Origin of the sequence: Sphingomonas sp. 28-62-11 (assembly GCF_002278865.1) — a bacterium.
Lineage (GTDB): Bacteria > Pseudomonadota > Alphaproteobacteria > Sphingomonadales > Sphingomonadaceae > Sphingomonas.
In genome coordinates, this window is the sequence record NZ_NCGB01000013.1 from 36415 (window position 1) to 50617 (window position 14203).

General features: G+C 62.8%; 15 protein-coding genes. 8 read left to right on the forward strand and 7 right to left on the reverse strand.

The genetic code is table 11. The annotated features are described in order from the left end of the window. Positions 1-8: 8 nt before the first annotated feature. From B7Y49_RS05860 to B7Y49_RS05880, 5 genes are all read left to right on the forward strand, one after another. Positions 9-839 carry a 4-(cytidine 5'-diphospho)-2-C-methyl-D-erythritol kinase gene (locus tag B7Y49_RS05860; RefSeq protein WP_374126640.1) on the forward strand — a complete coding sequence of 277 codons (831 nt, stop codon included), beginning with the start codon at positions 9-11 and terminating at the stop codon, positions 837-839. Positions 840-1058: 219 nt separating this feature from the next. Next, positions 1059-1772, forward strand: a complete 714-nt coding sequence (locus tag B7Y49_RS05865; protein WP_374126641.1) for an N-formylglutamate amidohydrolase — start codon at positions 1059-1061, stop codon at positions 1770-1772. 10 nt (positions 1773-1782) lie between these two features. Continuing rightward, a complete protein-coding gene (locus tag B7Y49_RS05870) occupies positions 1783-2196 on the forward strand; it encodes a hypothetical protein (protein WP_374126642.1) in 414 nt (137 codons plus the stop codon). Beyond that, a complete protein-coding gene (locus B7Y49_RS05875) occupies positions 2193-3569 on the forward strand; it encodes an NAD(P)H-hydrate dehydratase (RefSeq protein ID WP_374126643.1) in 1377 nt (458 codons plus the stop codon). Before B7Y49_RS05870 ends, B7Y49_RS05875 begins: the two co-directional genes overlap by 4 nt. Next, positions 3566-4768, forward strand: coding sequence for a class I SAM-dependent RNA methyltransferase (locus tag B7Y49_RS05880; protein ID WP_374126644.1), 1203 nt, complete (start codon positions 3566-3568; stop codon positions 4766-4768). Before B7Y49_RS05875 ends, B7Y49_RS05880 begins: the two co-directional genes overlap by 4 nt. A 141-nt stretch (positions 4769-4909) precedes the next feature. Here B7Y49_RS05880 and truA read toward each other — a convergent pair whose 3' ends face one another. Continuing rightward, positions 4910-5650: a tRNA pseudouridine(38-40) synthase TruA gene (truA, locus tag B7Y49_RS05885; protein WP_374126645.1), complete on the reverse strand. Its 741-nt coding sequence runs from the start codon at positions 5648-5650 to the stop codon at positions 4910-4912. Further along, a complete protein-coding gene (gene fmt, locus B7Y49_RS05890; RefSeq protein ID WP_374126646.1) occupies positions 5647-6564 on the reverse strand; it encodes a methionyl-tRNA formyltransferase in 918 nt (305 codons plus the stop codon). The genes truA and fmt overlap by 4 nt, the downstream gene beginning before the upstream one ends. Positions 6565-6616: 52 nt before the next feature. Between fmt and recR the strand changes: the two genes are divergently transcribed. The 3 genes from recR (at position 6617) to B7Y49_RS05905 (ending at position 9044) form a co-directional block, all read left to right on the forward strand. Beyond that, on the forward strand, positions 6617-7213 hold the full coding sequence (gene recR, locus B7Y49_RS05895; protein WP_374126647.1) for a recombination mediator RecR: 597 nt from the start codon (positions 6617-6619) through the stop codon (positions 7211-7213). A 49-nt stretch (positions 7214-7262) separates the two neighbouring features. Further along, positions 7263-7784, forward strand: coding sequence for a peptide deformylase (gene def, locus B7Y49_RS05900; protein WP_374126648.1), 522 nt, complete (start codon positions 7263-7265; stop codon positions 7782-7784). 117 nt (positions 7785-7901) lie between these two features. Beyond that, entirely contained in the window at positions 7902-9044 is a 1143-nt protein-coding gene (locus B7Y49_RS05905; RefSeq protein WP_374126649.1) for a glutathione S-transferase N-terminal domain-containing protein, read from the forward strand. On the opposite strand, the gene B7Y49_RS05910 is transcribed toward B7Y49_RS05905, so the two are convergent. From B7Y49_RS05910 to B7Y49_RS05930, 5 genes are all read right to left on the reverse strand, one after another. Further along, positions 9045-10127, reverse strand: a complete 1083-nt coding sequence (locus B7Y49_RS05910) for an ATP-binding protein (RefSeq protein WP_374126650.1) — start codon at positions 10125-10127, stop codon at positions 9045-9047. A gap of 100 nt (positions 10128-10227) precedes the next feature. After that, positions 10228-11025: a 3'(2'),5'-bisphosphate nucleotidase CysQ gene (locus B7Y49_RS05915; protein WP_374126651.1), complete on the reverse strand. Its 798-nt coding sequence runs from the start codon at positions 11023-11025 to the stop codon at positions 10228-10230. Positions 11026-11034: 9 nt separating this feature from the next. After that, the gene (gene cysN, locus B7Y49_RS05920) at positions 11035-12978 is read right to left on the reverse strand and encodes a bifunctional sulfate adenylyltransferase subunit 1/adenylyl-sulfate kinase (RefSeq protein ID WP_374126652.1); all 1944 of its coding nucleotides are present in this window, start codon (positions 12976-12978) and stop codon (positions 11035-11037) included. Continuing rightward, a complete protein-coding gene (gene cysD, locus B7Y49_RS05925; protein WP_374126653.1) occupies positions 12978-13889 on the reverse strand; it encodes a sulfate adenylyltransferase subunit CysD in 912 nt (303 codons plus the stop codon). Before cysD ends, cysN begins: the two co-directional genes overlap by 1 nt. Before the next feature lie 65 nt (positions 13890-13954). Beyond that, positions 13955-14173 carry a hypothetical protein gene (locus B7Y49_RS05930; protein WP_374126654.1) on the reverse strand — a complete coding sequence of 73 codons (219 nt, stop codon included), beginning with the start codon at positions 14171-14173 and terminating at the stop codon, positions 13955-13957. Positions 14174-14203 lie beyond the last annotated feature (30 nt).

The window sequence follows — 14203 nt, forward strand, 5'->3', positions numbered from 1 at the left end:
CAACAACAATGATTGTCGAACGAGCGCCAGCGAAGATCAACCTTGCCTTGCACGTCCGGCATCGGCGGGATGATGGGTATCACGAGCTCGAAACGCTGTTCGCGTTTCTGCAGCACGGTGACATGATCAGCATAGAACCGGCCAACGCGCCGTCGTTCCGTGTCACCGGTCCCTTCGCCGCCGGTCTGGTCGGCGAGGGCGATAATCTCGTCACACGGGCCGCGCGCCTGTTTGGCGAGGCTTTCGGTGATCCTGGATCGCTGGCGATCGTGCTCGACAAACATTTGCCCATCGCGTCGGGGATTGGCGGCGGATCGGCTGATGCAGCCGCGACGCTGCGTGCCCTCGCGCGACTCCGCGCGGTGGCGATCGATGATGCCCGGCTGTTCACGATTGCCGAAGAACTGGGTGCCGATGTGCCTGCCTGCCTGCTCGGGCGAAGCGCAATCGGTACGGGCAAGGGCGAACAACTGGTGCCGGTCGACGGCTTGGCTAATACGCCGGTGCTACTGGTCAATCCGGGCGTAGCCGTATCCACTGGGCCGGTTTTTCGGGCGTGGGACGGGGTTGATCGCGGGCCGATCGGGCCGGGCGATCTGCTGGCGCGGGCGATGGCGGGCCGTAATGATCTGGAGCCGCCTGCCCGGGCGCTCGCTCCCGTGATCGGCGATGTCGTGACGCTGCTTCAGGCACAGGCCGGGGTTCTTCTCGCGCGCATGTCCGGATCGGGCGCAACCTGTTTCGCATTGTTCGAAACGGCACGCGCGCGCGAACGGGCCGCCGCGATCATTCACGCCGCTCAGCCCGACTGGTGGTGTCTCGAATCGGCACTCGCGTGACAGTTTTGTGCCCCGCTTCGGGACGGGATCGTCACGCGAAGCGAGTAATCGACGCAAATGCGGGATTGGCCCGGCTCTTGCTTAACCGACCGTCGAGCGGGTCCGTCGTCAACCACGGCGCGTCCGTGGATGGTCCCCGCTCCCCCGGGCATCATCAGGGTCGAAGGGCGGCGATCGCGTCGCCGCCCTTCACCGCCCATTCGTTTCGAGTGACTTGCCATGTCTCCGGCTGAAATCATCGACGGCACGGGGCCAATCCTGCTGATTTGCGATCATGCCGCCAATTCGGTCCCGCCCGATATTGATCTGGGGATCGCCTCGGCGTTGCTCGTCAAGCATATTGCGATCGATATTGGCGCAGCCGATGTTACCCGCGCACTGGCCACGATCCTCGGCGCGCCCGCCATCCTGGCTACCGTATCGCGGTTGGTCATCGATCTTCACCGCCCGGTCGATCATCCGGGGCTCGTCCCTATTGAGAGCGATGGTCACGCTATCCCCGGCAATGTCGCTGCCGATCGTACCGCGCTGATCGCGCGATTCCACGCTCCCTATCATCGCGCCATCGCTGCCCTGATCGCGCAGCATCGACCGCGCTTGCTCGCATCGATCCACAGCTTCACCCCTGCCCTTGAGACCGGCAGCGCGCCGCGCCCGTGGCAGATCGGCGTATTGTACAACCGTGACACCCGCGCCGCGCGCGCCGCGATCGATTTGTTCGGCGCGGCTGGGGTGATAACCGGCGATAACCAGCCTTATTCTGGGCGTGTGCTGAATGTCACGCTCAACCGCCACGGTGAAGCGAATGGCATTCCGAGCTTTGCGATCGAGCTGCGCAACGATTTGATCGATCATAGTGATGGAGTTGTCGAATGGGCCGGGGTGATAGCCCCAGTGCTGACTACCATTGCCGAAGCCGGGCAGGCCGCCTAGTCGCTGGCAGATGCTTCGTGCCTGCATCCTTGGCCTGATATCGTTCGCCGCCACAGGCTGTGACGGCACAACGCCGATTGCTGCACCGACTGGCGCCAGCTTGCCCGCGCAGCCCGTGTCTACCGATAGCGTCGATGAAGCCGATCGGATTACCTGCGCGATCGCACCAGCCTCCGCGCTGACCCGAACCTGCATTGTCGAAACCGCGCGGGATGCCGAAGGCCAGCTCCTGACGATCCGCCACCCCGATGGCGGCTTTCGCCGGTTCAGGATCACGACCGATGGCCGCGGCGTCATTGCTGCCGACGGAGCCGAAGTAGCCGTTGTGAAGCTTGTCAGCGAAAATGAAATTGAGGTCGTGATTGGCGGAGACCGATACATGCTGCCCGCGACTAAATCCGGCAAGCGAAAGTCGGTGCCGTGAGGAACATCGCTGGCCAGCCGATCGTCACCGCGGCTGAAATGCGCGCCGCCGAGGATCAGGCGATCAATGCTGGCCGGACGGTTGATTACCTGATGGCGGTGGCGGGCGAAGGGGGTGCGGCGTTCGTTGCGGCGCGTGCCGAGGGTCGGTCGGTACTGGTGATATGCGGTCCCGGTAACAATGGTGGTGATGGTTATGTCGCGGCCCGCTGCCTGGCAGAGGCAGGCGTTTCGGTTCGGGTGGCGGCGATTGGCGATCCGCGTACCGATGCTGCCGCTCGTGCGCGGGCGAATTGGCCAGGGCCGGTTGAAGACCTTGCGTCAGCTGGTCCCGCCCCAGTGCTGGTCGATTGCCTGTTCGGCACCGGACTGAAACGGGCGCTTGATCCTGATGTTGGCGCGGGTCTGGCTCGGTTGGTGAATGCTGCCGATTTGGCGATTGCGGTCGATTTGCCCAGTGGCGTTGCCAGCGATGATGGTGCGCTGCTGGGCCCCGTGCCCGGCTTTCACCACACGATTGCGCTGGGGGCGCTGAAGCCCAGTCATCTTCTACAGCCTTCGGCGCTTCTGTGCGGCATGATCGATCTGGTCGATCTGGGACTCGATTTGCCCGTGGCAACGCGGGTGCTCGGTCGCCCTGTGCTCGGTTCACCGCCGCCCGATGCGCATAAATATTCGCGCGGCATGGTCGCTGTCATCGCTGGAGCAATGCCAGGGGCGGGGCTTCTTACCGCGATCGCCGCGTTGCGGAGCGGTGCCGGTTATGTAGTGGTCCTGGGCGGGAATGGGGGCGGGCCGCACGCTATCGTCCACCGCCCGCTCGACGCCATGACGATCGCCGAACCGAGAATTGGCGCTGTAGTGGCCGGACCGGGACTCGGGCGGGAGGCGGTAGCGCTCGACAAGCTGGCGCTTGCATTCGCGTCGCGCCACCCTCTGGTGATCGATGGTGATGCGATTCGCCTCGTTACCGTCGATCAGCTTTTGGCGCATGATCGCCCGATGATCCTGACGCCTCATGCCGGCGAATTCGCCGCCCTTTTTGGCGAGTTGCGTGGCAGCAAGATCGATCAGGCGCGCCTCGCCGCACGCCAGAGCGGTGCCGTGGTGGTCTATAAAGGCGCGGATACCGTTTTTGCAGCGCCCGATGGCCAGGTGTTCGTCGCTGAGGCTGCAAACAGCTGGTTATCGACCGCTGGCACAGGCGATGTGCTCGCTGGTGCGATTGCAGCGATGCTGGCGTCGGGATTGTCGCCCGTCGATGCGGCCGCGGCCGGGGTCTGGTTGCATGCCGATGCCGCACGGCGTTGCGAGGGTGCTTTTATTGCCGATGATCTTGCCTTTGCGCTCAGCGCGGCCAGAGGTGCGGTATGAACGACCGGGATGTCATTGTCCGCGTTGCGGGGCGAGGAGAGGGCGTTACCGCCGATGGCCGTCACGCGGCGCTGGCGGCACCGGGTGACTGGCTGACCGAAGAAGGTGCTGTGGTTCCCGGCCCGCATCATCAGGCGCCGCCTTGCGGGCATTTTCCGCGCTGTGGCGGGTGCCAACTCCAGCATCTGGATGATGAAAGCTATGCGCAGTTCATTGTGGATCGGATCGCTGGAGCACTCGCCGCTCAGGGGCTCTCGACCGATATCCGCCCGCCGCTGATCTCGCCGCCGCGCAGCAGGCGCCGCGCCGCCTTTCATGCCGAGCGCAAGGGCGGGCAGATCATTTTGGGGTTCAGCCAGTCGGGGAGCCATGATCTGGTCGACCTGCGCGAATGCTGGATCCTTGATCCCGCGTTGTTTGCGTTGATGAAGCCCTTGCGGGCGTTGCTGGTGCGGCTGATGACGGCCAAGCGCCGGGTGGAGATCAACCTGACGCTGATCGATCAGGGGATCGATATGCTAATCACCGGCATCGCCGCCGAGGGGCTGGAAGCAGCGGAGGCGATCTCCGAATTCGGCGCCAAATATGGCATTGCGCGTTTGTCGATCGATAATGGGCTGGGGCCGGAAACGCGCTGGGAGCCGGTCGGCGCGACGATTACGCTGGGCGGCGTGCCGGTGCCGTTTCCAACCGCGGCGTTCCTGCAAGCAACGCCCGAGGGCGAAGCGGCGCTGGTCGCGGCGGTGCGCGAGGCAATTGGCCCTGCATCGACGATTGCCGATCTGTTCGCCGGTCTTGGCACTTTTGCACTGGCGTTGGCATCGCCTGCAAAGGTTTATGCCGCCGAGGCCGGGCGCGATGCAATTTTTGCGCTGAAGGCGGCGGCGGGATTGAAACAAATGCCGGTGTTTGCTGATCACCGCGATCTGTATCGTCGCCCGCTGACCCCGGCGGAGCTCGATCGGTTCGATGCCGTGGTGCTCGATCCGCCGCGCGCAGGGGCAAAGGAACAGGCGGACGGCCTTGCTGCCACCAAAGCGCCCGTCATCGCATATGTGTCATGCAATCCAAGCACCTTTGGCCGCGACGCGAAGACGATTTGTGATGGCGGTTACAGGCTCGACTGGATTCAGCCGGTCGGGCAATTCCGCTGGTCAACCCATATCGAGCTGGCAGCGCGGTTCAGTCGATCAGGCTAGGTCAAAACCGGGCTGCCCTAAATCACCCCCATCCGTTCGGGCTGAGCGAAGTCGAAGCCCCAGCCCCAGCGCTTGCCCTTCGACTTCGCTCAGGGCGAACGGCGGTGGTGCATCAATTCAGTGTGGAAATGCTTTTAGGGCTCACGGATAATCCGCCCGAACAAAGAACAGCCCATCGGGCGGCGCATTGAGTCCAAGTGCCGCACGGTCACGCGCTTCAAGGGCCGCCGTCATGTCATCGGCCGACCATTTCCCCAGCCCGACCAGCGACAGGCAGCCCACCATCGAGCGGACTTGATGATGCAGGAACGACCGCGCCGAGGCGAAGATTCGAATCACCTCACCATCCCGCACGACATCCAGCCGGTCGAGCGTCCGCAGCGGGCTGTCGGCCTGGCAGTTGACGGAGCGAAATGTGGTGAAGTCATGCCGCCCGATCAGCCGCGCCGCGCCTGCCGCCATTGCATCGGCGTCGAGCGCATTCGGCACCCGCCAAGCGAGCCCGCGATCAAAGGTCAGCGGGGCACGGCGATTGGCGATCCGGTATTCGTAATGGCGGGATGTGCACGAAAAGCGGGCGTGCCAGTCATCGGGCACCATCTCACACGCCAGAATCGCGATCGGGGCGGGGCGAAGCAACGCGTTGAGCCCCTCCATCAGCCGGAACGGCGTGATCGGGCGGGCCATATCGACATGCGCGCGCATCCCCAATGCATGGACCCCCGCATCGGTCCGCCCGGCCGCATAGACGATGACGTCCTCGTGAACGATGCGCGCGGCGGCTTCCTCGATTGCCTGTTGAACGCTTGGCCCGTGCGGCTGGCGCTGCCAGCCCATGAAAGGCCGACCGTCATATTCGATGGTCAGCGCAAACCGCGTCAAAGCGCGGTACCGGCCGGGATGGCGAAACCGCGCAGCAGTTCAGACGAGGTCATCACCGCGCGCCCGGCGCGCTGGACCTTGACCGGGATAATGCTGCCCTCGCTACAGGCAATTTCCAGCGCATCGTTGATCACGGTGCCCGGTGCGCCGCAGCCCCCCCCGGTTTGCGCCTCATGGATGCGGACGCGCTCACCTAGAACCTCGAAAAAAGCTCCGGGTACTGGGTTAAACGCGCGAATCTGGCGCTCAATTTCGTCCGCAGGGCGGTTCCAGTCGATCCGCGCTTCGGCCTTGTCGATTTTGGGGGCATAGGTCATCCCCGTCTCCGGCTGCGCGCGCGGCGGATAGGCCGCCGGATCGGTCAGCACCTGCGCCATCAACCGAGCACCCATCGCGCTCAACTCGTCGGTCAGTTCGCCTGCCGTCTTGCTGCCAACAACTGTCCGCCCTTCGAGCAGCACTGGCCCGGTATCGAGCCCGGCTTCCATTTGCATGATACACACGCCGGTTTCCGCATCCCCGGCCAGAATGGCGCGCTGGATCGGGGCAGCGCCACGCCAGCGCGGCAGCAGCGAGGCATGTACGTTAAGGCAACCGAGCCGTGGCGCATCAAGCACCGCGCGCGGCAGGATCAGTCCATAAGCCGCGACCACCGCAACATCTGCCTCGAAAGCCGCAAAGTCAGCCTGTGCGGCCGGATCGCGCAACGATAATGGCGTCCTGACGGCAATGCCCAGCGCCTCGGCGCGCTGCTGGACGGGGGAGGGCATCAACGCCTTGCCGCGGCCGGCCGGTCGCGGCGGCTGGCTGTATGACGCCACCACGTCATGCCCGGCATCGACCAGCGCTTGCAGCACCGGCACCGAAAAGGCGGGTGTGCCCATGAAGATGATCTTGAGGGGGGGCGATTGCATAACGCTCCTTCGCCGCTTGGCATTGGGGCGCGCAAGCCCTTATCTGTACCCCATGGCTTCTCCAGAAATCGATGCGCTGACCCAGGCGCTCGCCCGGCTGCCGGGACTTGGCCCGCGTTCGGCGCGGCGCGCGGTGCTCCATTTGCTCAAAAAGCGCGAGACCGCGCTCGATCCGTTGCGTGCGGCGCTCGATGCGGTGGGGGATCGGTTGACGGCATGCGCGACGTGCGGGAACGTCGATACCACCAACCCGTGCGGGATCTGCGTCGATACCCGGCGGGACGCACGCCTGCTCTGCGTGGTCGAAGAAGTCGCCGATCTTTGGGCACTTGATCGATCGCGTCTATTTCCCGGTCATTTTCATGTGCTTGGTGGCAAGCTTTCCGCGCTCGACGGTGTTCGGCCCGAGGATTTATCGATCGATCTGCTGGTTCGGCGGATCGAGGCGGGCGGGATCGATGAGGTGGTGCTGGCGATGAATGCCACGCTTGAGGGGCAGACAACCGCGCACTACATCGCCGAGCGGATTGAGCAATTTCCGGTGCGCGTCACCCAGCTGGCCCACGGCCTGCCGGTCGGGGGCGAGCTCGATTATCTCGACGAAGGTACGCTCGCCCAGGCACTTCGCGCGCGGCGCCCGGTCGGCTGAACGAGGTCGCGACCTTGACGATTCGGCGTGGCTTTCCTAGCTGACCAGCATGGCCGTCCATAAAATCGTCGAAATTCCTGATCCGCGCTTGCGGACCATCTCCACACCGGTTGCGACGGTGGATGCTGAAGTGCGCACCCTGATCGATGATATGTTCGATACGATGTACGCCTCGCGTGGCATCGGGCTGGCGGCGATCCAGATCGGCGTGCCCAAGCGCATCCTGGTAATCGACCTTCAGGAAGAGGGCGAAGACGGCAAGCCGGTTCGCGATCCGCGCGTGTTCATCAATCCCGAAATCGTCGAAGCTGACGAGGACACGAATATCTATAACGAGGGCTGCCTGTCAGTGCCCGACCAATATGCCGAGGTCGAGCGCCCGGCGACGTGCCGCGTGCGCTGGCTCGATGCCGATGGCGTGGCGCATGACGAACAGCTCGAAGGGCTGCTCGCGACGTGCATCCAGCATGAAATGGATCACCTCGAGGGGATCATTTTCATCGATCATCTGTCGCGGCTGAAGCGCAGCATGGTGCTGAAGAAGCTGGCCAAGCAGCGCAAGGCTGCCTGATTACCCGTCCGGCACGATTTTGGCGCGAGACGTGCAAATAGTTTGAATTTGAGTTGCCGTTCGGGGCAGTAAGCACACATCACTGGCGGCGAATGCCGGGCTAGAAAGATGTGCTTCATGACCCCCTATCGCCTGTTCGGCATGCCCGGATCGCTCTACACCGCCAAAGCGCGATCCTATCTGATCAAGCAGCGAATCGATTTCGAAGAAACGATCCCCGCCGATCCGGACTGGCCCGATATCACCAAGGCGATTGGCCGCTGGATCATTCCGGTGCTGGTGGCGCCGACCGGCGAGATCATCCAGGACGGTACGGCGATTATTGATCATATCGAAGATACCGGTCTTGCCCGGGCGAGTGCCTATCCTGAAACGCCCGTGCACCGGGCAGTCAGCCTGTTGTTCGAGTTATTTGGCGGCGAAGGGCTGTTGCGGCCTGCGATGCATTACCGTTGGGATTTTGACGAGACGAACATTGATTTCCTGCGCACCGACTTTGTTGCTGCGCTGATGCCGGGTGCCACAGGAGAAGTCCGTGAGGCCGTGTTCGGGGCAGCGAGCGGACGGATGCGCAAGGCCAAGGCTGCCTTTGGCGTCTCGCCTGAGACGGCGCCGACGATCCAGGCCAGTTATGAGACCTTTCTGGCTCTGCTCAACGCCCATTTCGCCAAGCACCCTTATCTGCTCGGCGGGCGGCCGGCGATCGGCGATTATGGCCTGATTGCGCCGCTCTATCCGCATTTGGCACGCGATCCATTTCCCGCGATGATCATGAAGACGCGCTTCTTCCATGTCTGGCGTTGGGTGGAGCGGATGAATGCAGCGCAGGCGTTGCTTGATGGGCTTTGGCCCGATCAGTCGCTGATTGCCGCCGATGGCATTCCTGAGACGCTGGTTGCAGTGATGCGTTACGTCGCCGACGAGTATATGCCCGAGCTTTCAGCCCATGTTGCGTTTGCCAATGACTGGCTGGACGCACATCCTGACCTGATTGCAGGGACGAACGGGCTTCCTGACCCCGGCACGCGCGCAATCGGCACGGCCGAATTCGAGTGGCGGGGGCATGCGATCCGCACGGTGGTGATGCCCTACCGCTTTTTCCTGATGCAACGCGTGCAGGCTGCCATCGCCGACGCTGGCGATGCAATGGTGGCGTTGCTTGCCGATGCCGGATTGTCCGCCTTGCCGACGCTGGTGACCCATCGGCAAGTTGAACGGGCGGGAAATCTCGAAGTCTGGGGGGCCAATAGGCGCGGTTGATCAGGCGGTGGGCGTCGTCGCGGGCAGCACCACGGTAACACGAACGCCGCCAAGCGGGGATGAACCAGCATCGATTCGACCGTGATGGGCCTCGACAATGGCCTGTGCCGTCGCGAGTCCCAGGCCCGAGCTCGTCACCGATTCACCTGGCAGCACGGTTGCCCGGTAAAAAGGCTCAAACAAACGTTGCGCGAGATCGACATCGATCCCCGGGGCGCTGTCATCAATCATCAGCCGCCAGGCGCCACGGCTCGGCTCAAGCCCCAGCTGGATGCGCCCACCCGGCGGCGTGTAGCGCAGGCTGTTCTCGATCAGGGCGGTGAAAAGCTGTTCGATTCGCGCGCCGTCCCAGCGCACGATAACAGTCGTCGCTGGCATATGGCCGGCCTCGAGCGTGACATTGGCCATCGAGGCACGGCGCTTGTTGGCCCAGATCGCGTTATGGATCAGCGCGCATGGATCGACTTGCGCAAAGTTGACCGGCAATCGACCCAGATCGGCGAGCGCCACCGCCTGAAGGTCTTCAGTGATTTCGACGAGGCGGCGAACATTGTCATCGACCTTTTCGAACGCTTCGGGGCCGATGGTGCAGTCCACATCGCGGGCAGCGCGAATCTGGTCGTCCAGCGTGGCGACGGGTTTGCGCAATTCCTCTGCAATCGCGACCAGCCAGGTGCGTCGTGCGGTTTCAAGCCGATCGAACGACCGGGCGATCCGCCCCAGATTGCGCATCGTCCCCATGGTTTCGTGCGGTCCGGTTTCAAGAAACTCGCCCGAGAAATTACCTTCGGCAACGGCAGCGCTCACTTCATGCAGAATCCGCTGTGGTTGCGTCCAGCGATTGGCGACGATGCTGGCGAAGATGAGCATCAGCAAGAGCATGGCGCCGAGCACGACACCCACCACGATCAACTGTTCACGAAAAAGCGCCGCCCCCGCATCCGGTCCCCCGACGACGCTGGCCGCCGCCAGATAGCGATCGGTGGTAAATTTCAAGCCAAGGATCAACGCCAGCGAGGGGATCGCCGTGACCAGCAGTGCCTGGGCGGCGAGCAACAGAAACAAGCCGCGAGATAGCCGCACAATCAATCTCCCCTAGGACCTTTCAGGCCCCCATGCCGTCCAACGTCCTCCCCAAGCCGTTATCCTGCTCTATATCACGAAACAATCGGCTTTGTGACAATCACGACGGTCCCTTGCCGGGACGCAGGCGCACGACGGCGTTAAGGACGCGCCGGGCCAGCTCGGGTCGACAAATCAACAGGTCGGGTAACAGCGGGTCTGCGCAATTGTACACCAGTGGGCTGCCGTCGATCCGCGAACAATGAAAGCCTGCTGCCAGCGCTACGGCCGCGGGCGCGCAATTATCCCATTCATACTGGCCGCCGTCGTGGAGATAAATGTCTGCATCCCCTGCAACCACCGCCATGGCCTTGGCACCTGCCGAGCCCATCCGGATGATCTCGGCGCCGATATCCGCCGCTACCTGCCCCGCCATATCCTGGGTACGGCTGCGGCTGACGACCATGCGCGGCGGCGCCGACGATCGCGGCAGCAGCGGCAGGACGGGATCGTCGGTGGCGAATATGCGGCCGCTGGCCGGCAACGCGACCGCCCCGGTAACCGGCACGCCGTCGATCGCCAGGCCGATATGGACTGCCCAGTCATCAAGGCCTTCGGTAAATTCGCGCGTGCCGTCGAGCGGATCAACGATCCACACACGCCGCGCGGCGCATCGTTTCCTGTCGTCATGCGATTCTTCGGACAGGATGAAATCATCAGGCCGTGCGGTGCGAAGCCGATCGAGGATCAGCGCATTGGCCTCGGCATCACCGCGCGCGCCGATTTCACGCGCGGTGCTGTCGGTTGAGCGCCGGATCGTCGCAAGCAACTCACCGGCCTCAGCGGCGATCGCGCGGGCAAGCGCAACGTCGGTCAGGGTCGATGGGTCAATCGGGGGCGGCGCGATATCCGTTTTCATCCGTCGAACCTAGACCATCGGCGACCAGATGCCGATCACTTGTTCGACGATCATGTCAGCGGCCTGTTCTGCGGATGTCACCGTGGTATCGATATGGATATCGGGCTTTTCGGGCCGCTCATAGGGGCTCGAAATGCCGGTAAAGTTCGCAATTTCGCCTGCTCTCGCGCGGCGATACAGCCCCTTGGCATCGCGTTCTTCGGCAACCTCGATCGGCGTATCGACGAATATCTCCAGAAACTCGCCCGCAGGCATCATCGCGCGGACCAGATCGCGTTCGGCCTGGAAGGGGGATATGAAAGCGGTGAGCACGATCAGCCCCGCATCGGTCATCAGCTTGGCGACTTCGCCGACGCGGCGGATATTCTCAATCCGGTCGGCATCACTGAACCCCAGATCCTTGTTCAGGCCGTGGCGGATATTGTCGCCATCCAGCAAAAAGGTGTGCTTGCCCAGCGCGTGCAGCTTTTGTTCGACCATATTGGCGATGGTCGACTTGCCTGAACCCGAAAGCCCTGTGAACCACAGGATGCGTGGCTGCTGACGCATCTGATTGGCATGCGCTTCGCGACTGATTTCAACAGCTTGCCAGTGAATATTTTGGGCGCGCCGCAGCGCATGGCGGATCATGCCTGCAGCAACCGTGGCGTTGGTGGTCCGGTCGATCAAGATGAAGCCACCCAGTTCGGTGCTGTCGGCATAGGGTTCGAACACGATCGGCCGATCGGTCTGGATATCCGCGATCCCGATATCGTTCAGGCCAAGCGTTGGTGCCGCCAGCCGGCCCAGCGTGTTGACGTCGATCCGGTGATCGGGCGCGCGCACCGTCGCGCTCACGGTCTGGCTGCCGATCTTTAGCACATAGGACCGGCCCGGTTGCAGCGGGGCATCATCCATCCAGACGATCGATGCGGAAAACTGATCGGCCACTTCGGGTGGTGAATCGGCGCGCGCGATCACGTCACCGCGCGAACAATCGACTTCGTCGGCCAACGTCAGCGTCACTGCTTGCCCCGCGACGGCGCCGTCAAGATCGCCATCCATTGTCACGATCCGGGCAATCGTGCTCAGCCGACCTGAGGGGAGGATACGCACCCGGTCCCCCGGCTGCACCCGGCCAATGGCGATCAACCCGGCAAACCCACGAAAATCGAGATTGGGGCGGTTGACCCATTGAACCGGCATCCGAAACGCACGCTGTGCCGCGGCGTCAGTCGCAACCTCAACGGTTTCGAGATGCTCGATCAGGCATGGACCACCATACCAGGGCATGGCGCGCGAACGAGCGGCTACATTGTCGCCCTTGAAGCCGGATAGCGGGATGGCGGTGAAGGCTTCGATCCCGATTGAGGTGGCGAACTGCCGGTAATCGGCGACAATGGCATCGAACCGGGCCTGATCATAATCGATCAGATCCATCTTGTTCACCGCCAGCACGATATGACGGATGCCGATCAGCTGGACAATAAAGCTGTGGCGTTTGGTTTGGGTGAGCACGCCCTTACGCGCATCGATCAGGATGACGGCAAGGTCGGCGGTCGACGCGCCGGTCACCATGTTACGGGTATATTGTTCGTGCCCCGGCGTATCGGCGACGATGAACTTGCGCCTTTCGGTCGCGAAAAAGCGGTAAGCGACGTCGATGGTGATGCCCTGTTCACGTTCAGCGGCGAGCCCGTCGACCAGCAGCGCGAAATCGATTGCATCGCCCTGGGTGCCCGACCGGCGGCTATCAGCCTCCAGCGCTGCGAGCTGATCTTCAAAGATCATTTTCGAATCATAGAGTAACCGACCGATAAGCGTCGATTTTCCGTCATCGACAGATCCGCAGGTGATGAACCGCAGCATCGATTTATGCCGATGCACATGCAGATAGGCGTCGATATCCCGTGCGATCAGATCATCGGCGGCATAGTGGGGTTCGGCGGTTGGGGTGAGGGCAGTATCGGGCATCAGAAATACCCCTCCTGCTTCTTCTTTTCCATGCTCGCGGCCTGGTCATGATCGATCACCCGACCCTGGCGTTCCGAGGTCGTTGTCAGCAGCATTTCCTGGATGACGGCGGAAAGCGTCGTCGCCCTGCTTTCGACGGCGCCCGACAGCGGAAAGCAGCCAAGCGTGCGGAAGCGGACCCAGCGTTCCTCGACATCGACCTTTCGGCCCAGCACCTGCTCCATCCGCTCAAGATCATCGGCCATGAACAACTGGCCATCCTGCACATAGGTCGGGCGGGGCGCCGCGAGGTAAAGCGGCACGACGTCGATCCCCTCGATCTGAATGTACTGCCAAATATCAAGCTCGGTCCAGTTCGAGATCGGGAACACCCGCATACTCTCGCCCTTGTTTTTGCGGGCGTTGTAAAGCCGCCAGAGTTCGGGCCGCTGGTTCTTGGGATCCCAGCGCTGGTGCGCGGAACGGAAGCTGAAAATGCGTTCCTTGGCGCGCGATTTTTCCTCATCGCGGCGTGCCCCGCCAAAGGCTGCGTCGAAACCGTGCTGCTCCAGCGCCTGTTTCAGGCCTTCGGTCTTCCACATATCTGTGTGCCGGCTGCCATGATCGAACGGATTAATGCCGAGTGCTTTCGCCTCGGGGTTCTGGTGGATAATCAGCCGCATGCCAGCCGCTGCGGCCGCCTGCTCGCGCATCGCATACATCGCTTGAAACTTCCAGGTGGTGTCGACATGGAGCAGCGGGAAGGGCGGTGGGGCGGGGTAAAAGGCCTTGCACGCCAGATGGAGCATCACGGCGGAATCCTTGCCCACCGAATAGAGCATCACCGGGTTGGTCGCCTCGGCGACCACTTCGCGCATGATGTGGATGCTTTCGGCTTCAAGCCGTTGCAAATGGGTAAGCGGAGCGTTCATGCGCTCGGCATAGCTTTCCGTCCCGCCGCTGCCACCAAATAATCTTTGCGTGCCAGAAAGCTGGATCAATCCGCTTGTTGACGCTCGATCGAATCGAGAATGCGCGCACCGGCCATGAAAACGGCGATCGGGCAGACTGCAAACAGCATCCAGCCCCCGAAGCCGGGATATTGCTGCACATAATGCAGCCCACGCTCGATCGCGCCGGTGCCAAGCCCGTAGATGACGAGAAACGCCTCGAACTTGGTCTTGATGACGAACAGGCGGCCGATGCTGTGCAACATAGCCCTGATTAAGCAAGCGGTGGGCCAATC